At 61.0% G+C, this 23,641-nt stretch carries 29 protein-coding genes; 15 read left to right on the forward strand and 14 right to left on the reverse strand.

Features of this window, described 5'->3' with window-relative positions; translation table 11 throughout:
• From mnmG to ACQY6C_RS05900, 3 genes are all read right to left on the reverse strand, one after another.
• Entirely contained in the window at nt 1–1,854 is a 1,854-nt protein-coding gene (gene mnmG / locus ACQY6C_RS05890; protein WP_427966054.1) for a tRNA uridine-5-carboxymethylaminomethyl(34) synthesis enzyme MnmG, read from the reverse strand.
• A 109-nt stretch (nt 1,855–1,963) separates the two neighbouring features.
• Entirely contained in the window at nt 1,964–3,241 is a 1,278-nt protein-coding gene (gene mnmE, locus ACQY6C_RS05895) for a tRNA uridine-5-carboxymethylaminomethyl(34) synthesis GTPase MnmE (RefSeq protein WP_427966057.1), read from the reverse strand.
• Nucleotides 3,242–3,262: 21 nt separating this feature from the next.
• Nucleotides 3,263–3,520, reverse strand: coding sequence for a DUF6489 family protein (locus ACQY6C_RS05900; RefSeq protein ID WP_427966059.1), 258 nt, complete (start codon nt 3,518–3,520; stop codon nt 3,263–3,265).
• Nucleotides 3,521–3,649: 129 nt separating this feature from the next.
• Between ACQY6C_RS05900 and ACQY6C_RS05905 the strand changes: the two genes are divergently transcribed.
• The 3 genes from ACQY6C_RS05905 to ACQY6C_RS05915 are packed head-to-tail and all read left to right on the forward strand — an operon-like array spanning nt 3,650 to nt 6,351.
• Nucleotides 3,650–4,348, forward strand: coding sequence for a dienelactone hydrolase family protein (locus ACQY6C_RS05905; RefSeq protein ID WP_427966061.1), 699 nt, complete (start codon nt 3,650–3,652; stop codon nt 4,346–4,348).
• Nucleotides 4,349–5,959, forward strand: coding sequence for an FMN-binding glutamate synthase family protein (locus tag ACQY6C_RS05910; RefSeq protein ID WP_427966062.1), 1,611 nt, complete (start codon nt 4,349–4,351; stop codon nt 5,957–5,959).
• Nucleotides 5,956–6,351, forward strand: coding sequence for a nuclear transport factor 2 family protein (locus ACQY6C_RS05915; protein ID WP_427966064.1), 396 nt, complete (start codon nt 5,956–5,958; stop codon nt 6,349–6,351). The genes ACQY6C_RS05910 and ACQY6C_RS05915 overlap by 4 nt, the downstream gene beginning before the upstream one ends.
• Here ACQY6C_RS05915 and ACQY6C_RS05920 read toward each other — a convergent pair.
• The 4 genes from ACQY6C_RS05920 to hemE form a co-directional block, all read right to left on the reverse strand.
• Nucleotides 6,348–6,875, reverse strand: coding sequence for an AAA family ATPase (locus tag ACQY6C_RS05920; RefSeq protein WP_427966067.1), 528 nt, complete (start codon nt 6,873–6,875; stop codon nt 6,348–6,350). The genes ACQY6C_RS05915 and ACQY6C_RS05920 overlap by 4 nt on opposite strands.
• Before the next feature lie 28 nt (nt 6,876–6,903).
• Nucleotides 6,904–8,169 carry a transcription termination factor Rho gene (rho, locus tag ACQY6C_RS05925; RefSeq protein ID WP_427966070.1) on the reverse strand — a complete coding sequence of 422 codons (1,266 nt, stop codon included), beginning with the start codon at nt 8,167–8,169 and terminating at the stop codon, nt 6,904–6,906.
• 222 nt (nt 8,170–8,391) lie between these two features.
• On the reverse strand, nt 8,392–8,835 hold the full coding sequence (locus ACQY6C_RS05930) for a CopD family protein (RefSeq protein ID WP_427966073.1): 444 nt from the start codon (nt 8,833–8,835) through the stop codon (nt 8,392–8,394).
• Nucleotides 8,836–8,876: 41 nt separating this feature from the next.
• On the reverse strand, nt 8,877–9,896 hold the full coding sequence (gene hemE / locus ACQY6C_RS05935; RefSeq protein ID WP_427966076.1) for a uroporphyrinogen decarboxylase: 1,020 nt from the start codon (nt 9,894–9,896) through the stop codon (nt 8,877–8,879).
• Nucleotides 9,897–10,242: 346 nt separating this feature from the next.
• On the opposite strand from hemE, the gene ACQY6C_RS05940 reads away from it, so the two are divergent.
• From ACQY6C_RS05940 to ACQY6C_RS05985, 10 genes are all read left to right on the forward strand, one after another.
• On the forward strand, nt 10,243–11,088 hold the full coding sequence (locus ACQY6C_RS05940; RefSeq protein ID WP_427966079.1) for a pyruvate, water dikinase regulatory protein: 846 nt from the start codon (nt 10,243–10,245) through the stop codon (nt 11,086–11,088).
• Complete coding sequence (locus ACQY6C_RS05945) at nt 11,085–11,669, forward strand: Maf family protein (protein WP_427966082.1); 585 nt, start codon at nt 11,085–11,087, stop codon at nt 11,667–11,669. Before ACQY6C_RS05940 ends, ACQY6C_RS05945 begins: the two co-directional genes overlap by 4 nt.
• On the forward strand, nt 11,663–12,523 hold the full coding sequence (aroE, locus tag ACQY6C_RS05950) for a shikimate dehydrogenase (RefSeq protein ID WP_427966364.1): 861 nt from the start codon (nt 11,663–11,665) through the stop codon (nt 12,521–12,523). Before ACQY6C_RS05945 ends, aroE begins: the two co-directional genes overlap by 7 nt.
• Nucleotides 12,520–13,113: a dephospho-CoA kinase gene (gene coaE / locus ACQY6C_RS05955; RefSeq protein WP_427966085.1), complete on the forward strand. Its 594-nt coding sequence runs from the start codon at nt 12,520–12,522 to the stop codon at nt 13,111–13,113. Before aroE ends, coaE begins: the two co-directional genes overlap by 4 nt.
• Nucleotides 13,114–13,175: 62 nt before the next feature.
• Nucleotides 13,176–13,874, forward strand: coding sequence for a DNA polymerase III subunit epsilon (dnaQ, locus tag ACQY6C_RS05960; protein WP_427966088.1), 699 nt, complete (start codon nt 13,176–13,178; stop codon nt 13,872–13,874).
• A 56-nt stretch (nt 13,875–13,930) separates the two neighbouring features.
• Nucleotides 13,931–14,494, forward strand: coding sequence for a ribosome hibernation-promoting factor, HPF/YfiA family (gene hpf, locus ACQY6C_RS05965; protein ID WP_427966091.1), 564 nt, complete (start codon nt 13,931–13,933; stop codon nt 14,492–14,494).
• 134 nt (nt 14,495–14,628) lie between these two features.
• A complete protein-coding gene (locus ACQY6C_RS05970) occupies nt 14,629–15,090 on the forward strand; it encodes a PTS sugar transporter subunit IIA (RefSeq protein WP_427966094.1) in 462 nt (153 codons plus the stop codon).
• On the forward strand, nt 15,080–15,553 hold the full coding sequence (locus ACQY6C_RS05975) for a PaaI family thioesterase (protein WP_427966097.1): 474 nt from the start codon (nt 15,080–15,082) through the stop codon (nt 15,551–15,553). Before ACQY6C_RS05970 ends, ACQY6C_RS05975 begins: the two co-directional genes overlap by 11 nt.
• Before the next feature lie 3 nt (nt 15,554–15,556).
• Entirely contained in the window at nt 15,557–15,892 is a 336-nt protein-coding gene (locus ACQY6C_RS05980; protein WP_427966100.1) for a DUF1491 family protein, read from the forward strand.
• Between the two features lie 204 nt (nt 15,893–16,096).
• Nucleotides 16,097–16,753, forward strand: coding sequence for a cell wall hydrolase (locus tag ACQY6C_RS05985; protein ID WP_427966102.1), 657 nt, complete (start codon nt 16,097–16,099; stop codon nt 16,751–16,753).
• Between the two features lie 84 nt (nt 16,754–16,837).
• Here ACQY6C_RS05985 and xth read toward each other — a convergent pair whose 3' ends face one another.
• Genes xth through ACQY6C_RS06000 form a run of 3 tightly spaced genes read right to left on the reverse strand, consistent with a single transcriptional unit; the run spans nt 16,838 to nt 18,453 of the window.
• A complete protein-coding gene (gene xth, locus ACQY6C_RS05990; protein ID WP_427966105.1) occupies nt 16,838–17,623 on the reverse strand; it encodes an exodeoxyribonuclease III in 786 nt (261 codons plus the stop codon).
• A gap of 37 nt (nt 17,624–17,660) precedes the next feature.
• Entirely contained in the window at nt 17,661–17,990 is a 330-nt protein-coding gene (locus tag ACQY6C_RS05995; protein ID WP_427966108.1) for a HesB/IscA family protein, read from the reverse strand.
• Nucleotides 17,991–18,021: 31 nt separating this feature from the next.
• Nucleotides 18,022–18,453 (reverse strand): CBS domain-containing protein, encoded by a 432-nt coding sequence (locus tag ACQY6C_RS06000; protein ID WP_427966110.1) that lies wholly within the window; start codon nt 18,451–18,453, stop codon nt 18,022–18,024.
• Between the two features lie 123 nt (nt 18,454–18,576).
• Here ACQY6C_RS06000 and ACQY6C_RS06005 point away from each other — a divergent pair, with 123 nt between their 5' ends.
• The gene (locus ACQY6C_RS06005) at nt 18,577–18,870 is read left to right on the forward strand and encodes a hypothetical protein (protein ID WP_427966113.1); all 294 of its coding nucleotides are present in this window, start codon (nt 18,577–18,579) and stop codon (nt 18,868–18,870) included.
• Here ACQY6C_RS06005 and ACQY6C_RS06010 read toward each other — a convergent pair.
• The 4 genes from ACQY6C_RS06010 to ACQY6C_RS06025 are packed head-to-tail and all read right to left on the reverse strand — an operon-like array spanning nt 18,867 to nt 21,929.
• On the reverse strand, nt 18,867–19,250 hold the full coding sequence (locus ACQY6C_RS06010) for a (2Fe-2S) ferredoxin domain-containing protein (RefSeq protein WP_427966115.1): 384 nt from the start codon (nt 19,248–19,250) through the stop codon (nt 18,867–18,869). The two genes, ACQY6C_RS06005 and ACQY6C_RS06010, sit on opposite strands and share 4 nt — an antisense overlap.
• Nucleotides 19,251–19,307: 57 nt before the next feature.
• Nucleotides 19,308–19,820 carry a DUF2497 domain-containing protein gene (locus tag ACQY6C_RS06015; protein WP_427966118.1) on the reverse strand — a complete coding sequence of 171 codons (513 nt, stop codon included), beginning with the start codon at nt 19,818–19,820 and terminating at the stop codon, nt 19,308–19,310.
• A 40-nt stretch (nt 19,821–19,860) separates the two neighbouring features.
• Nucleotides 19,861–21,354, reverse strand: a complete 1,494-nt coding sequence (locus tag ACQY6C_RS06020; protein WP_427966121.1) for a TolC family outer membrane protein — start codon at nt 21,352–21,354, stop codon at nt 19,861–19,863.
• Nucleotides 21,355–21,356: 2 nt separating this feature from the next.
• Nucleotides 21,357–21,929 (reverse strand): protein-L-isoaspartate O-methyltransferase family protein, encoded by a 573-nt coding sequence (locus tag ACQY6C_RS06025; RefSeq protein WP_427966367.1) that lies wholly within the window; start codon nt 21,927–21,929, stop codon nt 21,357–21,359.
• Nucleotides 21,930–22,096: 167 nt separating this feature from the next.
• Here ACQY6C_RS06025 and ACQY6C_RS06030 point away from each other — a divergent pair, with 167 nt between their 5' ends.
• Entirely contained in the window at nt 22,097–23,617 is a 1,521-nt protein-coding gene (locus ACQY6C_RS06030; RefSeq protein WP_427966124.1) for a fumarate hydratase, read from the forward strand.
• The last annotated feature ends 24 nt before the right edge of the window (nt 23,618–23,641 follow it).

Below are 23,641 nucleotides of genomic sequence, written 5' to 3' on the forward strand. Positions count from 1 at the left end.
TCACGCGGCCTGCTGCCTGCGTCGGGCATGGACGAGCAAGGCCGAAAGCGCGGCAGGCGTGATCCCCGGGATACGCCCTGCCGCCGCAAGGCTCACTGGCCTGGCCGCGGTGAGCCGTTCGACCATTTCGTTTGAGAGGCCTGGCACGCTGGCAAAGGGGAAATGCTCCCCCAAAAGCAGGCTTTCACTCGCACGCAAATCGCGCAGTTCCGCGTCCTGCCGCGCGAGATAGGGAGCGTAAGCGGCATCCTCTGCCATTTCCTCGACCAGCGGATCTTCTGGATTAAGGGTCTCACTCAGCCAGGGCGCAAGATTGGCAAGCCCAACCCCGTCATGCCGCACCCACTCGCTCACAGGCTTGTCCCCGCCATCGCGGCGCACAGGAAGCCCGGCATCGGCCAGTTCCTTCGCCGAAATGGCGCCATCGAACGCACGTTCATATTCCGCCCTGCGATCTTCGCGGCGGGTAAACCATTCCGCGCGTTCCTCGGCGACACAACCGGCTGCGATCCCCAGGGGAGTGAGCCGGGTCGAGGCGTTGTTCGCGCGCAGACGCAGGCGATATTCCGCTCGCGCCGTAAGCATACGGTAGGGCTCGTTCACACCCTGCAGCGTGAGATCGTCCACCATCACCGCGATATAGGAATTGGCGCGGTCAAGCGCGGGTGCTTCACGTTCAACAATGGCTGCAGCCGCGTTGAGCCCCGCGACGAGGCCTTGCGCCGCAGCCTCTTCATAGCCGGTGGTCCCATTGATCTGCCCCGCGCAGTAGAGCCCCGGCATAGCGCGCAGTTCCAACTTCGGTGTCAGAGCACGCGGATCGATATGATCATATTCGACCGCATATCCAGGCACTCCCATGGTGACATTCTCAAGTCCCGGCATCGCGCGCAACATGGTGAGCTGAACGTCGGCAGGCAGCGAAGTGCTGATCCCGTTGGGATAGACAAGATGCGTCGAAAGCCCCTCGGGTTCGAGAAAAACCTGATGTCCATCGCGATCACCGAAGCGGTGGATCTTGTCTTCGATCGATGGGCAATAGCGCGGCCCCATCGCATCGATTGCGCCCGTAAAGAGCGGCGAACGATGGAGATTCGCGCGGATCGCGTCATGCGCAGCCTCGGTCGTGCGCGTAATCGCGCAAAAGACCTGCGGATTGGAGCGCCGCGTGAAAAGCGGCGACATCGTCCATTCGTCCGCATCGGAAGGTTGCTCCGCGAGGCTGGCCCAGTCGATCGTCCGCCCGTCAAGCCGTGGCGGAGTTCCCGTCTTGAGCCGCGCCATGGGCAAATCCGCTCCACGCAACTGCTGGGCCAGCTTAAATGCGGCATTTTCGCCGATGCGCCCACCTTCGAAGCGCTCCTCGCCGCGAAACAGCCTTCCGCCCAGGAAAGTTCCGGTGCACAGGACCACCGCCTGCGCGTCCAGCACCATCCCATCCGCGAGCTCCAGGCCGGACACGCGCCCGCCCGCGAAACGCAGCGCAGCCGCTTCTCCCTCGATCAGCTCGAGACCCGGCTGCGCACGAACCATACGCTGCACCGCTGCCTTGAACAGCACGCGGTCAGCCTGAACACGCGGCCCCCAGACCGCGCTTCCTTTCGAGCGATTGAGCATCCGGTAGTGGATCGCGCCCTCATCCGCCGCGCGGCCGATCACACCGTCGAGCGCATCGACTTCGCGCACAAGGTGCCCCTTGCCCAAGCCACCGATCGCCGGATTGCAGCTCATAGCTCCGATGGCATCAAGATCGAAGCTGACCAGGCCGACGCGCGCACCCATGCGAGCGGCACCGCAGGCCGCCTCGACACCGGCATGACCGCCGCCGACCACAAGGATATCGTAGCTTCGCATGCTCCGCCCGATAGTAGACAGCGAGTGAGCCGTCAAAACTGTTTCACGTGAAACACCGGATAATTGCGACGTGCCGATGTTCCACGTGGAACAATCCGGCGCAGCAGACCTATTTCCCGATACAGAAACGCCCGAAAAGCGCGTCGAGCATATCTTCGGTCGTCGCGCGACCGATCAACCGGTCGAAAGCGAGCCGGGCACGCCGCAATCCTTCAGCCACCAATAGCGGGTCCGAAACCGACAAGCTTGCCGACAGACCCTCAGCAGCATCCGCCACCAAAGCGCGCTGCCGCACGTTGAGCGCAAGTTCGCCTGGCCTGGGCATGGAGGACCGGGCCCGCTTCACCAATGCGCGCTTCATCAAATCCAGATTCTCGCCTGTCACGGCAGAGACGCGGAAAACGGGATCGTTCTTGACCGGATGCGCCAGTCTATCGATCTGCGCCTCCACCTCCCAGCAATCCTCCGGCCCCTCGGTCTCGGGCCCCAACCAAATGACCAGATCGGCACGGTCAAGCTGTTCACGCGCCCGCGCGACACCGATCCGCTCGATTTCGTCTCCAGTCTGCTCACGCAATCCCGCGGTATCGATGAAGGTAAAGGGAATTCCCGCAATCGCGACCGATCGTTCAATCACATCGCGCGTGGTCCCCGCAATATGCGAGGTTATCGCTGCCTCACTCTCGCATAATGCATTGAATAATGTAGATTTTCCTGCATTTGGCGGGCCGGCGAGGACAACCCGGAAACCCTCACCCAAACGCTCTGCACTCGGGCGCTCGAGCCAGCTGCAAAGCTCCTCATGCACAGCACCCAAATCCTTCGAAAAATGCTCCGGCAATGCGTCAACGTCGTCTTCGTCCGAGAAATCGAGCGCCGCCTCGACCTGAGCGGAAAGCACCAGCACCGCATCGCGCCATCCATCAACCAGGCGCGACAACCCGCCACCCGCCATCGCCATCGCCGCACCACGCTGAAGCTCTGTCTCTGCCGCGAGCAAATCAGCCAGGCCTTCCGCTTCCGCAAGGTCGATGCGGCCATTGGCAAAGGCGCGCCGCGTGAACTCACCCGGCAAGGCCGCGCGTAATCCATCCATAGCACCCAATGCCCGCTCGACCGCAGCGATGACCGCACGGCCACCGTGGCAATGGAGTTCGGCCAGATCCTCGCCCGTCGCGGTATCCGGGCCGGGAAACCACACTACCAATGCCTGATCGAGAAGCTCGCCGGAGGAATCGCGCAATCTGGCCAAAGAGGCATGGCGCGGTTCTATTGCCCGTCCCGCCAACGCCGTCAAAGCGCGCCCCGCTTCAGGCCCGCTCACGCGGATCACACCGATGGCAGCCGGGGGTGCGCCACTCGAAAGCGCGTAGATCGTGTCAGCCATTCAATTGCAGCGCTTGCGCGGTCAGTCGTCCGACTTCTTCTTGCCCGATGCACCTGGCATCATTCCACCTTCGATGAAGCTCTGGAACAATTTCAGCCCCATCTGGCCCATCGGCGCCAGTTGCTGGGCATATTCCTGCAATTGTTCAGGATTGGTCACACCCTTCATCGCCTTGGCCATGGTATCGACATAGACGCTGTTGGCCTTGGACAGATCCGGCAGACCCATGAAGGTCCGCGCCTCTTCCGGCGTGCAGTCGATTTCGATATTGACCTTCATCGCGTTTCCTCCGTTACATTCCATGACAGCGGAATGACCAAACATAGATGCGCCGATATTTGGGTTTGGCAATCCCCCTGCGCAAGCGATAAGCCCAATTGCGAATGAAAACAAAGGAGCACGCCCGAAATGACCGAGACCGTGACGATTTCCACACTGGACGGCGATGCCAGTTTCTCCGCCTATGTCGCGCGCCCGCAAGGCACACCCAAGGCTGCAATCATCGTGATTCAGGAGATCTTTGGCGTAAACCCGGGCATTCGCGGCAAATGCGACAAATGGGCGGCCGAGGGATACCTCGCCGTGGCGCCCGACCTGTTCTTCCGCATCAAACCCGGCATCGAGCTTGATCCCGATGTCGAGGCCGAACTCAACGAAGCCTTCGATTACTTCGGCAGATACAACCCCGATGACGGGGTGAAGGACATTGAAGCGACGATCCACTGGATCCGGCAGCAAGCGGGCGTGCCCAAGGTCGGCTGCGTCGGATACTGCCTGGGCGGCAGACTCGCCTATATGACCGCGACACGCACCGATATCGACGCGTCGGTGGGCTATTACGGCGTGATGATCGACCAGATGCTTGGCGAGATCCATGCCATCGCCAGGCCACTCATGCTGCATATTCCCACAGCCGATCATTTCGTCGGGCCAGAAGCCCAAGCCGCGATGCATGCCGCACTGGACGATCACCCCAGAGTGACCTTGCACGATTACGAAGGGCTCGATCACGGATTTGCAACCGAGAGCGGAACGCGCCGCGACGAGCAGGGCGCACAACTGGCCGATGGCCGGACCGCCGCCTTCTTCGCCGAACACCTCGCCTGATTGAAAGCGACGGACAACTTGCTCTTGCCCTGGCGCAATCTGATCCCGCTGCTGCTGACAGCTCTCACCGCGCTGGGCACAGTTCTGCTCAAATGGCCCGGCAATCTGGCGCTGGCCCTGCTCGCGCCGGCAACGGTGATTGCATGGTGGGATTTTCTCCAGACACACCATACACTTAGGCGCAATTACCCGCTCATTTCCCGAATCCGCTGGCTATCCAACGAACTGCGTCCCTTTGCGCAAAGCTATTTCGTCGAAGGCGATCTCGAAGGGAGGCCCTTCAGCCATCAGGCGCGTGCACTGGTCTATGCCCGGGCCAAGGGCGATCTTGATTCCCATCCGATGGGGACCGAGCTCGATGTCTATTCGGACGAATATGAATGGCTGAGCCACTCGATCACCCCGCGCGAGGATGCGCCCGAGGAATGGCGCAAGACGATCGGTGCAGGAACTTGTTCCAAGCCTTACGATACAGCGCTGCTCAACATTTCCGCGATGAGCTTCGGCTCGCTTTCCGCCCGCGCGATCGAAGCGCTAAACGCAGGCGCGAAAATGGGCGGCTTCGCGCATGATACGGGCGAAGGCAGTATCAGCCGCTATCACCGCGGACCGGGCGGCGACCTGATATGGGAAATCGGCAGCGGCTATTTCGGCGCACGCGCCAGCGATGGCTCGTTCGATCCCGTGCAGTACCGCGACAATGCCCAGAGCGATCAGGTCAAGATGATCGAGATCAAGCTCAGCCAGGGTGCAAAGCCCGGACATGGCGGCGTGCTGCCCGGCCCCAAGGTCACAAGGGAAATAGCCGAAGCGCGAGGGGTACCCATCGGCGAAACCGTCGTATCGCCCGCTTCGCATTCGGCATTTTCAACTCCTTGCGAAATGCTCGAATGGCTGAGCCAACTGCGTGAAATGTCGGGCGGAAAACCGGTCGGCATAAAGCTCTGCGTCGGCCAGCCCCACGAGGTCATGGCAATCGCCAAGGCTATCCAGCAAACCGGCATGTATCCCGATTTCATCACCGTGGACGGCGCCGAAGGCGGGACCGGCGCGGCTCCGCTTGAACTGTCGAACAGCATGGGAATGCCGCTGCGCGAAGGGCAGATTCTTGTGCGTAATGCACTGGTCGGCACACGTATGAAGGACAAGGTCGCGATCGCCGCATCGGGCAAGATTCACTCGGGGGCGCAACTTGCCAAGAGCTTTGCGCTGGGGGCAGACTGGTGCAACGCCGCGCGGCCCTTCATGTTCGCGCTCGGCTGCGTCCAGTCGATGAATTGCCATACCGGACGATGCCCCACCGGAATTGCGACGCAGACTCGGTGGCGACAACGCGGACTGGTGGTGGAAGACAAGGCACCGCGCGTCGCCCGCTTCCAGAAACAGACGCTCCATTCGCTGCGCGAAATCGTGATCGCCATGGGACTAGAAACGCCGTGGGATATCAAACCGCGCGACATGCGCGAACGCGTCAACGGCGTCCGTTCGGATTCGATCGACCGGGTTTACACCTTCGTCGATGAAGGCATTCTGCTCGACGATCCGAACTCGGTACCGATCGGCCGCCACTGGAACGCTGCCAGCGCGGATACATTTGCGAGGGTAGCATGAGCGCACACAAAGGCTTGAAGAAGTGGCATGCGGTGGTTGCAGGCGGGAACGATCCGCAGGCGCTGGCAGAAATCCTCCACGAAGACGCGGTGTTTCACTCGCCCGTGGTCCACACGCCGCAGCGCGGGCGCCCGATCGTGACCGCCTATCTCACCGCCGCGGGTCAGACGCTCGGCAATGATAGCTTTCGCTATGTGCGCGAGATTGTCGACAGCAATACCGCCGTGCTCGAATTCGTCACAGAGATGGACGGCATACAGATCAACGGGATCGACATGATCGCCTTCGACGAGGACGGGCTGATCGTGGATTTCAAGGTGATGGTCCGCCCGCTCAAGGCGATCAACAAGGTGTGGGAGATGATGGCGGCACAGCTCGAAGCGAGCCGCTAAAGCAAGTCTCGCAAGAACCTCAACCGCTCATCCACCGGCGCAAACGGCAGATCGATCGGGTCATAGCCATAGCGCCGCCAGGCTGCAGTGACTGCCTCATCGCTGGCGATGGCTTCCTCCCAGTTCTGGATTCGCTCGGCATCCTGCCGGTAAATCTCGGCCCAGGCCGGCGCGCGCAGAACGGGGCCGAGATAACGCAGCTCGCGGCAAACCCGGTCGATTGCAGGCGAGACTGGAAGGCCTGAGACTTCGAGAAATCCGACGACATCGGGAAAGCCGCGATCGAACAGCACCGGGTTGGCCTCGCCCTGCCCTGAATCCTGCGCCGAACCATGCCGCTCAAACTCGCGCCTATGCGCATCGAGCATGGCTTCGGCGAAACCGAGCGGATCGCTTTCGCGCAATTCCATCCCGCCCGGTCGCTGGAGCAGTTCGCGAGCGACCTCGGGCGAGGTTCGCAGGCCCGCACCCGAAGCTGCATCCAGCAAAGTCGTCTTGCCCGCGCCGGGCGCTCCGGTGAGCACGATATGGCGCGGGGCAGACAGTGCAAACCTACTGGTTCATGGTCTCGAAGAAGTCTTCGTTGGTCTTCGAATCCTTCATCTTGTCGAGCAGGAATTCCATCGCATCGACTGTGCCCATCTGCATCAGGATACGGCGCAGCACCCACATCTTGGAAAGCTTGTCCTTTTCGACCAGCAGCTCTTCCTTGCGGGTACCGCTCTTGCCCACGTCGAGCGCAGGGAAGATGCGCTTGTCGGCAACCTTGCGGTCGAGCACGATTTCGCTGTTGCCGGTGCCCTTGAACTCTTCGAAGATGACTTCGTCCATACGGCTGCCGGTATCGATCAGCGCGGTAGCAATGATCGACAGCGAACCGCCTTCCTCAATGTTACGCGCCGCACCAAAGAAGCGCTTGGGACGCTGCAGCGCATTGGCGTCGACACCGCCGGTCAGCACCTTGCCCGAGCTGGGCACGACGGTGTTGTAGGCACGGCCGAGGCGGGTGATCGAATCGAGCAGGATCACGACATCGTGCTTGTGCTCGACGAGGCGCTTGGCCTTCTCGATCACCATTTCGGCGACCTGGACGTGGCGATTGGCCGGCTCGTCGAAGGTCGAGGAAATCACTTCGCCCTTCACGCTGCGCTGCATGTCGGTCACTTCTTCCGGCCGCTCGTCGACAAGCAGGACCAGCAGGAACACGTCAGGGTGATTATCGGTGATGGCCTTGGCGATGTTCTGCAGCAGCACCGTCTTGCCGGTACGCGGCGGCGCGACGATCAGCGCGCGCTGACCCTTCCCTTGCGGCGCGATAATATCGATCACGCGGGCCGACTTGTCCTTCACCGTCGGATCGATCGTGTCGAGCGTCAGCTTCTGGTCCGGATAGAGCGGCGTGAGGTTATCAAAATTGGTGCGGTGGCGCACAGCCTCCGGCTCGTCGAAATTGACGCTGGTGAGGCTCGTCAGGGCAAAATAGCGCTCACCGTCCCTGGGAGCGCGGATCTCGCCTTCGACCGTATCGCCGGTACGCAGACCCCATTTGCGGATCTGGTTGGGCGAAACATAGATATCGTCGGGCCCGGCGAGGTAATTGGCCTCGGGCGAACGCAGGAAGCCGAAGCCATCCTGCAGCACTTCGATCGTGCCGACGCCCATGATCTTGTCTTCATACTCTTCGTCTTCGGCCAGTTCGCGCAGGATGCTGAACAGCAGGTCCTGTCGCCGCATGGTGCTGGCGCCTTCGACGCCCAGTTCTTCGGCCATCGCGACAAGCTCGGCCGGGGTTTTCTGTTTGAGTTCCTTGAGATGCATTTCTTTATTCCGTCTAGGAGATGGCCGGCAGGTCGTTACCTCTGTGGACGAGGCGCCCCAAACGATGTGGTGTCGAAAAGGGCTTGGGCTTGGAGAAAGCAGACCGGGCTACGCAGAAATGCGGAGCCTGAACCGGAATTGGAGTGACAAAATACGGGCCTGCGGCAGCGCCGTCAATCGAAGAGTGAAGTGTTTGACCGAAGCAGCGATGATCCGCGCCGATCAGAAGGGCTTCACCACCACCAGCACCACGATCAGTGCGGCAGCGAGACCCGGCACTTCGTTGAGCAGGCGCAGCGTCTTGCCATCCAGAGAACGCTCACCGCGCGCCAGTTTCTTCGCATAGGATGCGAGCCAGCCGTGATAACCCGAGAGCAACAGCACCAACAGTAACTTGGCGTGAAACCAGCCCTGGCTGAATGCACCGGTCGTCATGGCCAGCGCCAGCCCAAGCACCCAGACTACGATGATCGAGGGCAAAAGGATGATCTTGAGCAGCCGCTGCTCGCGTTCGGTATAGCGCGCCGCCTCTTCCGAACCTTCGGGCGCTTCCTGGTGATAGACGAACAGCCGCGGCAGCATGAACAGGCCCGCCATCCAGAAAATCACGAAGATGATGTGGCCGGCCTTGAGCCAGAGATAGATCATGGCGAGAGCGTCCTGCATTGCTCCGTGCATTTAGGAAGGCCCAGGGCGTTCGTCACCCCCTAACCTCCGCGAACCGTCGCAACCAGCGCCTCGACATGCGCGATGGGCGTATGCTGGCCGATCCCGTGGCCCAGATTGAAGACATGCGGACGCTCAGCAAAGGCGTGCAGGACCTCGCGTGTCCGGTCCACCAGCCGGTCCCCGCCAGCCAGCAGCAAGAGCGGATCGAGATTGCCTTGCACCGGCATCCCTTCGGGCAAGGCTTCATTGGCCCAGACCGGATCGACGGTTTCATCCACACCCACTGCATCGACGCCCGTTTCGCGGGCATAGGCGGGCAATTTCTCGCCCGAACCCTTGGGGAATCCGATCACGGGAACACCGGGATGCGACTCCTTCAGCGCCGCGGCGATGCGGGCATTGGGCGCGATCACCCAGCGCGAGAATTCGTCGGGCGCCAGGCTGCCAGCCCAGCTATCGAACAATTGCACCGCTTCGGCTCCAGCATCGATCTGGCCGCGCAGATAGGTGATCGTCACATCGGCAATCGCATCGATGATTGCCTGGAAAAGCGCGGGATCGCGATAGGCCAAGGCACGCGTCTCATGCTGGTCACGGCTACCTTCGCCAGCGACCATATAGGTCGCGACAGTCCAGGGGCTACCGGCAAAGCCGAGCATGGTCACATCGCTTGCCAGCTGCGAACGGCACAGGCGTACCGTCTCATAGACCGGATCGAAGCGTTCGGGCGCAGCAGTGAAACTCTCAAGCCGCGCGTCGAGCAATCGTGGCGAGAGCTTGGGTCCTTCGCCCGCAAGGAACTCAAGCCCCTGCCCCATGGCATGCGGCACGATCAATATATCGGAGAACAGGATCGCGCCGTCGAAACCGAACCGCCGGATCGGTTGCACAGTAACTTCGGCAGCAGCCTCGCTGTCATAGACGAGATCGAGAAAACCGCCCTTCTCCGCCCGCAAAGCGCGATATTCCGGGAGGTAGCGCCCAGCCTGGCGCATGAGCCACATGGGCACCTTGTCCGATCGCTTTCCTTTCAGCGTTTCGAGGAGCAAGCCAGGCATTCGAAGGGTCCAATCAATAAAATAAGTAAATTTATAGAAGGATGATGGAGTCTGTTGGCCCTGTGGATTTCGGGGACAGCGGCCCTCTGCCCGATTTCTCCCGCGATGCAAAGTACCATGCCTTGACGCGAATCGCCGGATTGCGTGAGTCGAGTCAAACTTATTCGCCTTGTCCCCAGCCTGTCGAAAACCACCCCGCCATGTCGAGAAACACATGGGGGAAAGGGCTGATAGTGGGCATGGCTTTCCTCCCCGAACTTGTCGGCAGGTTTCTCCCGTGGTTTATGCCGGTTGTTCTCCACAGGCGATAAAGGCCAAAACTCCGCAATGAATACATAAGCTCTCCATGTATCGGCTGCACCTCCATCTGGTTTCGGATTCGACCGGCGAAACACTCGAGATGATCGCCAAGGCGGCGCTTGCTCAGTTCGAGGATGCCGACGTCACGCGCCATTTTTGGCCGATGGTGAGATCGCGTCAGCATCTCGACCGGATCGTGCCCGATCTTGCCGCTAACCCCGGCCTCGTTCTTTTCACTCTGGTCAATGCCGAAACGCGCGCTCGGCTGGAAGAACATTGCCGCCAGATTGGCCTGCCCGCAGTGCCTGTGCTCGACGCCGTGACAGAAGCTCTCGAATCGCAATTGGGGCAAGAGGCGCATGGGCGCCCGGGCCGCCAGCACTTGATGGATGAAGCCTATTTCAAGCGTGTCGAAGCGATCCAGTTCACCATCGCGCATGATGATGGCGTGGGCTGGGAGAATTGGGAACAGGCCGACCTGGTGCTTGCTGGCGTGTCGCGCACCTCGAAAACGCCCACCAGCATCTATCTTGCCAATCGCGGCTACAAGACCGCCAATATCCCGATCGTGGTTGAAAGCCCGCCGCCCGAAGCGCTGTTCCGTTTGCGCCGGCCGCTGGTGATCGGGCTGACTACCGCGCCGGAACGTCTGGTGCAGATTCGCCGCAACCGGCTGCTCAGCCTGCATGAGGATACGGAGACCAGCTATGTCGATGACGGGCATGTGCGCGACGAGGTGAAATATGCGCGCCGGATGTTTGCCGACAATGGCTGGCCGGTGATCGATGTGACCCGGCGCTCGATCGAAGAGACGGCTGCTGCTGCGATCCGGCTGCTGAGCCAGCGCGGATCGGATGAGAATCCCTCCTTGCTTGGTTCCAAGCCGATATGATTATCCTGGCGTCAAAATCGCAGTCGCGCCGGGCCATGCTCGACGCGGCAGGCGTGGCCCATGATGCAATCCCTGCAGCGCTGGACGAGCGAGCGGTTGAAAGGGGGCTTGAGGGTTGCGTAGCGGCAGAGGTGGCCGAAGCGCTGGCTGTCGCAAAGGCACAGGCGGTCGCAATGGAACATCCGGGCCGGCTGGTGCTGGGGAGCGACAGCCTGGTGGTGTGCGAGGGTCAGCGTTTCGACAAGCCAGCAAACCGCGCCCAGGCAGCAGAGCATTTGCGCTTCTTCTCCGGCAAGGTGATGGAGCTGCATAGCGCGGCAGCTCTGGTGCGCGATGACACTTGCGAATGGAGCCAGGCCGCACTCGCGCAGCTGCATGTGCGGGAGCTTTCGGAGAGCTTTGTCGAGCATTATCTCGATCATGAATGGCCGGAAGTCGGCCATTGCGTCGGCGTGTTCCGGATCGAAGCCATGGGCGTGCAATTGTTCGAACGAATTGAGGGCGACCAGTTCACCGTGCTCGGCATGCCCTTGCTTCCAGTGCTCGGCGCCTTGCGCGAGCTGGGGGTGCTTGAATCGTGACGCCCTACGCAGAAGTCATCGGCGATCCGATTGCTCAATCGAAATCGCCCGCGATCCATAATTTCTGGCTCGGCAAGCTGGGGATCGAAGCGGAATATCGGGCGTGCCACGTTCCCAGTGACGGACTGGCTGGCTACCTTGCCGAATGCCGTGACGATTCCGATTGGCGTGGCTGCAACGTCACCATGCCGCACAAGCAGGCGGTGATGGAAGCGCTCGATGCGATCGATCCGCTCGCCCGCGCTATCGGTGCAGTCAATACGATCGTTCCACTCGGGGGCGGGGAGCTCAAGGGATACAACACCGATGCCGGGGGTTTTCTCGAACCACTGCGCAAGGAGTTGGAGAAGCAGCACCTTTTCCGCATGGCGCGCGTTCTCGGCACCGGCGGCGCGGCACGGGCGATCATCACTGCGCTTGCCGGCGAAGGCTTCACGCTGGTCCTCGCCGGGCGAAACCCGGAAAAAGCCCGTGCGCTGCTCGATGAACTGGCACCCGATGGCGAGCGTCATGCGATCGACCTCGCCCATTTTGCCGACCCGACCGATTTTGCCTTCGACGACCGCGAGGGCTGCCTCGATCTTGTCGTCAATGCCAGCCCACTCGGCATGGCGGGCCAGCCACCGCTGGAGCTGGACTTCAGCCATGTGCCGCCCGGTTCGATCATCTATGATATCGTCACCTATCCGCTCGAAACTCCGCTGCTTGCTGCCGCCCGCGCCGCAGGATTTGAGACGGTGGACGGGCTCTCCATGCTGATCGGCCAGGCGGCGATCGCTTTCGAAAAGTTCTTTGGAGTCGCTGCACCTCGCAACGATGGGGATCGGGAGTTGCGCGAGATTTTGACGCGATGAGCCATCCCAAGATCCTCGGCCTCACCGGCTCGATCGGCATGGGAAAGTCGACCGTCGCCGACATGTTCGAGCGAGCAGGTGTGCCGGTGTTCGACGCCGATGCCGAAGTGAGGCGAATGCAGGGACCGGGCGGTGTGCTGCTCCCGGCGATCGAAGCGGGTTTTCCCGGATCCACGGGGCCGGACGGAGTGAAGCGCGAGGAACTGGGTGCGCAAGTCTTTGCCGATCCCGCTGCGCTCAAACGTCTGGAGGAGATCGTCCATCCCGCCGTTGCCGCTGAGCGCCAGGCCTTCATGATCGAACACGCTGGCGCGCCGATGGTGGTGTTCGACATACCCCTGCTGTTTGAAAAGGGCGGGTATGAGCAGGTCGATGCGGTGATCGTCGTATCCGCTCCTGCTGAAGTTCAGCGCAAACGGGTGCTTGCGCGCGAAGGAATGACGCCTGACAAATTCGCGCATATCCTCTCGATTCAGGTCCCCGATGCAGAAAAACGCGAGCGTGCCGACTATGTTATCGACACCGGAACCCCACTTGCCGAGACCGAAGCGGCGGTCAAAGAGCTGATCGAGAACCTGCGCGATAAATAATTCATCGGAATCGACCTTTGAATCCCTTGCGCCAAGGCAATTGAAGGCCGATATGGGAATCAATGCGTGAGATCGTGTTCGACACCGAGACCACCGGATTGGATCCCAAGACGGGAGACCGGCTGGTTGAAATCGGATGCATTGAACTCTTCAACAGGGTTCCGACCGGCTCTACCTATCACGCCTATTTCAATCCGCAGCGCGATATGCCCGCCGCCGCTGAAGCGGTGCATGGGCTTTCAAGCGCTTTCCTGGCCGACAAGCCGCTGTTCCCTGAGAAAGCCGCCGAACTGCTCGAGTTCCTGGGCGATTCGCCTTTGGTCGCGCATAATGCCGGGTTCGATTTCGGCTTTCTCAACACAGAGCTGGAACTGGCGTCGATGGAAGCGGTCTGCACCAGCCGCATGGTCGATACCGTTGCCATTGCGCGCAAGAAGCACCCGGGCGCCAAGCTTTCGCTCGACGCCTTGTGTACCCGTTATGGCATCGATCGGAGCCATCGTGTGAAGCACGGCGCGCTGCTCGATGCCGAATTGCTGGCACAGGTCTATGTCGAGCTGACCGGCGGAAGGCAGATCGGACTGGGGCTCGCGGAGGATGATACCGCCACCGAACGCGCCAACGAGGGCGCAAAGGACAAGATCCTCTCTCGCGCGACGGGCGAGCGGCGCGAACCAAGGCCTCACGCGGCGAGCGAGGAAGAACTGCAGCGGCACGCAACATTTATCGGGAAGATCGAGAATCCTCTCTGGAACAACTGAATTTCCGGGCCTGTTTGACTGGCCCGGCAACAACAAGAAGCAAGGAAAGGACCGACATGGATATTCGCGTATCTGGGCATCAGATGGAAACCGGCTCTGCATTGCAGGAGCATGTCGCTGACCGGCTCGGCGGGATCGTCGACAAGTATTTCGACCGTGCCCTATCCTCGCATGTCACCTTTGGCAAAGCGCCCGCAGGGGCATTCAGTTGCGATATCGTCACGCACGTCATGCAGGGCATGATCGTAAAGGCGCAGGCGCAGGCCCACGACGCTCACCAGGCGCTGGACGGCGCGGCGGAGAAGATCGACAAGCAGCTGCGCCGCTACAAGCGCCGGATCCAGGACCGTCACCAGCAATCCACCTATGCGATGCAGCAGGAAGAGGCCGCCTATACGATCTTCGCTGCCGATGAGACGGACGAGGAAGTCACGTCCGACGCTCCGCCGATCATCGCGGAGACGAGCACGGACATCCCCGAAGCGAGCGTGGCCGATGCGGTCATGATGCTGGATTTGCGGGATACACCGGCGCTGTTTTTCAAAAACGCTGGCACTGGGCGCCATAATATGGTTTACCGCCGCGCCGATGGGTCGATCGGGTGGGTCGAACCGAGGTAATGCCTCATGGCTCTCTATGGGCCGGAACGGGAAGGCATCCACAGCGAAAACGCCAGAGACGGCGCCGATTCGAGGCGTTGAAGCCGCTTGTCGCTCACTGCATGTAACTGGAATCAAGATCGAATAAGCTTGCCATGAACGTTAATTTCCAACTGCTACCCGAGGCGGTAAAGACGGCGCGCCTGCAAGCGAAACCTGAAGTGCTGACCAGGATCGCGGAGATCTTTGCCGATATCTACGGCATTGACGCCGAGCGGGCGCTCGATGGATTCGAAGAGCGAGAAGCGCTCGGATCTACCGGGTTCGGGCGGGGAGTCGCCATTCCGCACGCACGATCGGATGAAGTAAAGCGACCTTCGGTGGTCTTGCTCAGGCTCGAAACTCCGGTCGACTTCGATGCTGCCGACGGCATGCCCGTCGACCTGGTGTTCGGTATGCTTTCGCCCGAGAATGCCGGGGCGACCCATCTGCATGCCCTGGCAGCGCTTTCGCGCACGGTTCGCGACGATTCGATCCATGATGCGCTGATGGAAGCGCCCGACAGCGAAGCGATTTACGCGCTTCTCTGCAACCAATTCGAGCGCGATGCCGCCTGAGGCAGGCGAATCGAGTGGTGCGAAGCTCCACTATCGCGCGCTTGAGCGACTTTATGCCTCGGCGCCGATCAACCAATTGTTCGATTCGCAACTGGCGATAACCGGCGAAGGTACTTCGCGCATCACCTTTGAGGTCGACGAGCGCTATCACCACGCCGCCAGCGCGGCCCATGGCACGATCTATTTCAAGATGCTGGATGACGCTGCTTTCTATGCCGCGAATACGCTCGCGACCGACCGCTTCCTGCTTACCACCAGCTTCAACCTTCACTTCACCAAACCCGTGAAAAGCGGGAAAGTGGTGGCGGAAGGCCGCTGGATCAGCGGTAAACGGCGCGTTTTCGTGGCCGATTCGCGGCTGGTCGATGCGGAAGGCGATGAAATCGGTCGGGGGACCGGCACCTTCATGCGCTCGCGAATCCCGCTTTCCAGCCTGCCCGGCTATTCGCCGGGGACGGAATAGGTCTTGGAAGGGCGTCTCCCGGCACATCTTGAGGTTGCCGGCCTGATTCGGATGATTCAGGACAAGGGTGGCTTCGCAACAGTGATTTCGCGCGGCGAAAGGGATGCCGGGACGGTTCTGATCTTAACTATGTATCGTGGCGAAGAGGTTACACTTTTCGAAAGGATGCCTCAATTGGACGGCTCCCGACCGTTTATTGCTGCAAAGCGGCAAAATGATGAAAATAAAGAAGAATTTGGCGAATACCTTGAGCGGAGAAAGCGTCAGGACCCCGATATCTGGATTATCGAGGTAGACATCGCTGATGCAGAACGGTTCATCGCATCCCTGCCGCATTAACTTGACGAAAATGCCTTGATCCCTATGTGCCGCGCCAGCTTCCAGGTGCGCAGGCGGCTCTGCATGGCAATAAGGCCAGAGAGTTAGCACGCAGACGGGGGGCGGCCGGCAGGCCTATAGATGGACCAACCTCTCTAATCGCAACAACCGCGAACAGGTCCCAGCCTGCGTCTGAGCTCGTCAACCGCACGTTTGTACGGGAATATGAGTCGTAAGACCCATAGCATCACTGCTGCTGCGCTTATCGCAGCTACCAGTCTGACTATTGCAAGCGCCGAAACTTCCGGCGCATTCGCCCAGGATTCCGATCTGGGCGAAAGCATGATCGAAATGCAGGCCCAGGCTTCGGCCAATGTGGCGCCGGTGTTCGTTTCAGAAGAAGTGGTCCAGGCCCTGCCGGAAGAACCGGCGGAAGAAGCCGAGACCGTCACCGAAACCTCCGCTGAATCATTGCGCGAACTGGTTGCGCAGACTTCGAAGGATTATGCCCTCAGCGACGAAATGCGTTGCCTGGCAGGTGCAGTCTACTTCGAGTCGCGCGGTGAGCCCCTGGCCGGGCAGCTCGCCGTCGCTCAGGTTATCATCAACCGCACCGAATCGACGCAGTTCCCATCAAGCTATTGCGGCGTAGTCCACCAGCGCGCGCAGTTCTCTTTCGTGAAGAACGGCCACATGCCCAGCATTCGCACCGGTTCTTCCGCGTGGAAGCGGGCCAAGGCGATCGCTCGCATTGCGCATGAAGGTCTGTGGGAATCCGCAGCGCAGGATTCGCTTTATTTCCATGCGAAATATGTGCGTCCGAGCTGGAGCCGCAAGAAAGTCGCCCGCGCGACCATCAGCACGCATATCTTCTATCGATGACATTCGAACGTCGGCCTGACCGGCCGGCATCCAGTCACGCTTGCGGGCGGGGTTTCTCCCGCCCGTTTTTGCATCAAGTGAGCGCTAGTCGCGCAGTCTGACCCAGACGGGAGCATGGTCGCTCGCCTTTTCCCGCCCGCGATGCGTGCGGTCGACACCCACCGCTTCGAGCCTGTCGGCCAATTCGGGCGTCAGAAGGATGTGATCGATCCGGAACCCATGGTCCCTCTGCCATGCGCCTGCCTGATAGTCCCAATAGGTCCACACACCGCCGCGCGGATTGAGCGTGCGCATGGCGTCGGTCCAGCCGTCACCCAGCAGGCGGGCATAGGCATCGCGCGATTCAGGCTGCATCAGTGCATCCTCTTCCATCGCCTTGACTGCCCAGACATCGTCGTCATGCGGGATGACGTTGAAATCGCCCAGCACCGCGCACGGCGTCTCCGACTGCCAGATCTCATTCATGCGAGTGCGCAAGCGCTCCATCCAGGCAAGCTTGTAGTCGAACTTCGGCCCCGGTTGCGGATTGCCGTTGGGCAGATAGATGCAGACGATCCGAACGCCGCCCGCATCGGCTTCGAGATAGCGCGCCTGTTCATCTTCATTGTCGCCAGGAAGGCCACGCAGGACCTCGATAGGTCCGGATAACCCGGCCTTTTCGTCGACCAGGATCGCGACACCATTGAAGCTTTTCTGGCCATGCCAGATGGCCCTGTATCCGATTGCCTCGAATTCATGCGCAGGGAAGTTCTCATCCATGCACTTGATTTCCTGCAGGCAGGCAACTGAAGGGCGCGTTTCCTCCAGCCATTCCTTCAAGCGCGGCAGGCGGGCCTTGATCCCGTTGATGTTGAATGTGGCGATCTTCATCTGGGCTTAGTGCCCCAAGAAAGACGCGGGGTCTAACCTAAATCCCGAAGCTCGATCCGCAGCCGCAACCGGCCGCCGCATTGGGATTTTCTACCCGGAATGCTGCACCGCCCAGCGATTCGACGAAATCGACAATGCTGCCGCCGACCAGATCGAGACTCACGGGGTCGACTACCAGCTTGACGCTATCGGTCTCGCTCACGCTGTCATCGCCTTCTACCGAGGGCGCGAGATCGAATTTGTACTGGAAGCCCGAGCACCCGCCGCCCTCGACCGAAAGACGCAGGATTGCGGGTTTCGCCTGCTTTTCGGCGATCCATGCGACGCGCTTGGCCGCTGCGGGGGTCAGGACTAGGGCTTGTGCCATGGCCCAAATCTAGGAAGTGCAGGCCCGAAGCTCAAGCGGTCTGGATATATTCGCGCATTGCCTCGGCTTCGTGCTGGATCTCGTCGAGCCGGGATTTCACGAGATCCCCGATCGAGATGAAGCCGACCAACTGCTCGTTTTCGACCACGGGCAAGTGGCGGATCCTGCGCCGCGTCATCAGCGAAAGACCTTCCAAAACATTGGTCCGCGGATCGACCGTGATGGGCGGTGCCGTCATCACTTCGCCCAGTGGCCGCGACAGGCAGATGTCACCCTCGTCCGCCAGGCGATAGATTACATCGCGTTCGGAGAAAATGCCGACTACGCGGCCCGCGTCCATGACCGGCAAGGCGCCGATCCTCTTGCTGGCCAGGACCGCTATGGCGTCGCGCATCGTTGCAGAGACATCGCAGGAGATTATCTCTCCCGCACTGCGATTGGCGATGAGCTGCGCAATATCCATGGCGTTCCTCCGGTTTACCGTCCCAAGAATGCCATTCTGCGGGCGAAAAGGCGAGTCGGCAAGTGTGCTCGGTCTGGCGAATCTCCCATTGCAACCACCACGCCGGGGGAGCATGGGGGCGGCATGGTTCCCAAATCACCGCTTGAAGACCCGCAAAGTGCCGCCCATGCCTGGGCCCGCTACCGCCGCCTGATGCGATTTATGTTCGGCGTGACTGTGGGCGTGGTCGCGATTGCCCTGGCGCTGCTCTACAAGACCGAAGGCAGCGTTTCGGTGCATTTCTACATCGCCGTGGCGCTCGGCATCGGTTTCTCGATGCTGCTGATGAGCGCGTTGATGGGGCTGGTATTCCTCTCCAACGGTACCGGTCACGACGCCTCGGTCGACAATCGCCTGCCCAAGAGCGACGAGGACTAATCCTCAGTTTCGGCCTTGAGGCGGTATTCCTCCACCACTTCGCCGCCGATGAGATGCTGCTGGATGATGCGTTCCAGCACTTCTTCATTGGCTGAGTGATACCACACGCGATCGGGCCAGATCAGCGCGATCGGCCCCGAAGCGCAAATCTGCAGGCAATCTGCCTTGGTCCGTTGAACACCGCCGGTTCCATCCGTACGTTTCGGCCCTGCCAGGCCGAGCTGGGTAAGCCGCTTCTTGAGGTATTTCCACGACCGCTCGCCTTGTTCGCGTCGGCAGCACTGCTGCTTTTCGCTCATGGCGCAAAGGAAGATGTGCCGTTCGATAGTCTCGCCGCCGATCTTCGACAATGCGCGTTGGGCGGCTTCGAGCTCTGTCACACGGCTTTCCCTAATGGCCCCATCGCTAAACGATCTGCTGCGCCGGGGCGGGACCTGTCAACGGCGCTTGCCGGCAATCCGCGCAATTTCGGCCTGAACCATCTTCTCGACCATGCCCGGCAGATTCTTGTCGAGCCATTCGGCCAGCATCGGGCGCAGCATGTCGCGCACCAGACCCTCGAGCGAGGTTTCGCCCGAACGCACGATCTGCGGCGGAGCGCCTGGCTCGGAAAGCATGGCTAGTGCAGCGAAATTTTCGCGCATCGAATCGCGTACTGCTTCATTGGTCAGCGGTGCGTCGATCGGGCCGCCTTCGTCTTCGTCCTCGAAACCGTCTGCGTCTTCGTCAAAATCTTCGGCGAACTCCATCTCGCCCAGATCGAGCACTTCATCGTCATCCGGCATACCCGCTGCAGAACCTTCGGAATCGCCGCCCTGTGACGTGCGAATCACGCCTTCGGTCTCACGGCGGCGGCGCATTTCCAGCGCGCTGTCGCGATTGTCGCGCGCGATCACTTTCTTGATCGATTCGAGGATTTCCTCGACGGAAGCTTCGTTTTCCTGCGGCAACGCCCGTGGTCCCCTTGTGCCTGTCGGCTGCGCAGTGACGTCAATCGCCAGTGACGTCAGCCGATTCTTGCTGCACTTCAATTGTCGCGTCGGGGGCCGGGATGTCAACGGTCCTGGTTGAAATGGCTTGCGGTTCAGGGTCGCGATCCCAGTCGAAGATCTTGCCGCGTACCCGTTCATAATTGACCTGCGGGTCATAGAGTGGGCCGCCCGTTTCGAGGTTGAGGTCGCGCGCCTCGGCGCGGCCCATCGCCGCCAGCAGGCTGAATCCCGCGACATAGGCATTGCGCCGTGCTGTCACGAGCTGGACCTGGGCCGAGTTCAGTTCCTGCTCGGCATTGAGCACATCGAGAATCGTCCGATTTCCGATCGAATTCTCTGCCCGCACACCTTCAAGGCTGAGCGCGGCGGCGTCGACCGCAACCTGTGAGCTGGCGATAATGGCATTGGCAGCCTGCCAGCTGGACCAGGCGGCGCGGACCTGGGCGATGACGCTGCGTTCGGTAGCGTTGACCTGCTCCAGCGCGGCGCTTTCGCGGGCATAGGCCTGGCGTTGCTGCGCGGCGGGGCGGCCACCCTGAAACAGCGGGATGGTAAGCTGCACGCCCGCCTGGGCGGTTGTTTCGCTTTGCGAGAAATCGGACGAGATGGGCCCACCAAGCGTGCCGAAATAATCGGTGTAGTCCAGACCGGCGAAGACGCCGAGCGTCGGCAATCTGCCCGACCCGGCAACTTCCGAATCATAATTTGCGGCCTTGGCGCGTTCTTTCGCGGCAATCAGGTCGGGATTGTTCTCGAGCGCACTGACCACCGCTTCGCCAACAGTCTCGGGCAGGCCCGGCAGTGGCGGTGGCGGTTCGAGGTCAGTCGGTGCCCGCCCAACCAGCTCGATATAGGTCTCGCGCGCACCAATCAGATTGGCGCGTGCTCCGCGCAAATCGCCTTCGGCCACCGCGAGGCGCGATTGCGATTGCGCCACATCGGTCCGCGTCAAATCGCCGATCTCGAACCGGTCTGTGGTCGCTTCGAGATTGACCTTGAGGAATGCGACTTGTGCTTGGGAGAGTTCAACCACGGCTTCGGTGCGCAGCACATCCATATAGGCGGCCACGACCTGCGCGAAGATGGCGCTTTCGGTGCCGCGCAGATCGGCCTGACCGGCACCGACGCGCTGCTTGGCGGCCTTGACCGAGTTCTTGACCGACCCGCCCGAATAGATTGGCACCTGAAGATCCGGCCCGATCTGGATCCGTCGTTCGGGCGCAGTGAAGCTGTTAGGCGAATTGCGCAGGAACTCGATATGCTGCGCGGTCGCGCTCGCATTGGGCAGTCCCTGCGACTTCTGGATCGGTACATTTTCGTCCGTGGCGCGCTGCTGCGCACGCGCGGCCTGGAGATTGGGATTGGTGTTGTAGGCGCCGACCAATGCTTCTCGCAGGGTTTCCGCATGTGCCGCCGCTGGCAAACCTGCCAGCATCGTGCCAATGGCGAGCGCGGCCATAAGCCGCCCGGAAATCCCTGCGGTAGCGGCCATGCTCAGAAGTTCCACTCCTTGGGCCGGTCGAACTCGTGGAGCACGGGGATGCCGATTTCGGCCAGTGGCTGTAGTGCTACCTTGCCGGCGACCTTGCGTCCGCTGGCGAGGCGGGTGACGCCGCGCAGCACCAGGCCGGTAACGATCCGGCCATTGTCCCGCAGTAGAGCGGCCAGCCCTTCAGGCAGATGCTCGATCGCGCCTTCGACCAGAATCAGCGAGTAGGACTTGCCAAGGCTCGGCTTGCCTGCCGCTTCTTCCGCGGAGATGCTATCGAGCTGCGCAACCAGCGGGCGCGTCAGTTCGGCCAGGTACGAAGTGCCACCTTCGACCACAAGCACACGGTCGCCTGCGTCCGGCGCGGCTTCGGACAGGATCTTTCCATGCACCAGCGGGGCAGGAAGGAAATGTCCGTCACCTAAAGGCACGGCGCGATCCATATAGGCTACGCTCTTCGCTGCTTCGGGCACGAAGTCCTCGCGCGCGACGGCGCTCATGCGGGAAAGCACGAATGCTTCGTTGACGCCGCTGGTACGCAACTGGCTGTCGATCATGGCTTTTCGGGCTGCTGACATATCACTCACGGTCTTGCTTCCGGGCTGTATTACACTGATAACACACTTGGTCAATCACCTATGGGATCGTGCCCTAGCGATTGCAATGCCAACCGCCAAGCGCTTTGACGCTAGCTCCCGGTCCTGCTTAAGGGACTTCGGATTCGATCGACAGGAGCGCTTCATCGATGAGCGACATGACCACAATTCGCGAAGACGATCTGATTGAGACCGTTGCGGATGCCTTGCAGTACATCTCTTACTACCATCCGATGGATTACATCCAGGCGTTGGGCAAAGCCTATGAGGCGGAACAAGGGCCTGCCGCGAAGGATGCCATCGCGCAGATACTGACCAACAGCCGCATGTGTGCGGAAGGGCACCGGCCGATCTGTCAGGACACGGGCATCGTCAATGTTTTCGTCAAATGGGGGCAGGAATGCCGCCTCGATTCGAAGCGGAGCCTGCAAGAGGTGGTCGATGAAGGCGTACGCCGGGCCTACAACCATCCGGAGAACAAGCTGCGCGCATCGATCCTGGCCGACCCGGCCTTCACCCGCCGCAACACGCGCGACAACACGCCCTGCGTGCTTTCGGTCGAGATGGTGCCTGGCAGCAAGGTCGAAATCGACGTTGCAGCCAAGGGCGGAGGCAGCGAGAACAAGTCCAAGTTCAAGATGATGAACCCCAGCGACAATATCATCGACTGGGTGCTGGAACAGATTCCCTCGATGGGTGCCGGCTGGTGTCCGCCAGGAATGCTGGGAATCGGGATCGGTGGCACGGCGGAGCATTGCGTCAAGCTCGCCAAGCAAAGCCTGATGGATCCGATCGACATGGGTCAGCTCAAGGCGCGCGGAGCCCAGACCGACATCGAGCAGTTGCGGATCGACATCTTCGATGCAGTCAACGCCCAGGGCGTCGGCGCTCAGGGATTGGGCGGTCTGTCGACCGTGCTCGACGTGAAGATCCTGGATTGGCCCTGCCACGCCGCAGGCAAGCCCGTAGCGATGATCCCCAATTGCGCCGCCACCCGCCACGCGCACGTGGTGATGGACGGTTCAGGACCGGCCTATATTCCGCAACCGGACCTCGATCAGTGGCCCAAGGTCGAATGGAAGCCCGATGCGGAAGCGAAGCGGGTCGATCTTGACAATCTGACACCTGAGGAAGTCGCGAGTTGGAAGGCGGGCGATCGCCTGCTGCTCAATGGCGCCATGCTGACGGGGCGCGACGCAGCGCATAAGCGCATCCAGGAAATGCTCGACAAGGGCGAAGAGCTTCCGGTCGAATTCAAGGGACGCGCGATCTACTACGTCGGACCGGTCGATCCGGTGATGGGTGAAGTTGTGGGTCCGGCCGGGCCGACCACCGCCACGCGGATGGACAAGTTCACCGATATGATGCTCGACCTGGGCTTGCTGGCGATGATTGGAAAGGCCGAGCGCGGCCACGATGCGGTCGAAGTCATCAGTCGCTTCAAGGTCGCCTATCTGATGGCGGTGGGCGGTGCAGCCTATCTCGTCAGCCGGGCTATCAAGGAAGCCAAGGTGGTCGGTTTCGAGGATCTTGGAATGGAAGCGATCTATGAGTTCACGGTGAAGGATATGCCGGTAACTGTCGCGGTCGATTCCGAAGGAACCAACGTCCACACCCTCGCTCCGGCACAGTGGAAAGAGCGGATCGCAAGCGATGCGCTGCTGGCTTGAAGCAATTTGCCAAACCTCGTTTGC

This window comes from Altererythrobacter sp., from assembly GCF_050299635.1.
Classification (GTDB): Bacteria; Pseudomonadota; Alphaproteobacteria; order Sphingomonadales; family Sphingomonadaceae; genus Erythrobacter.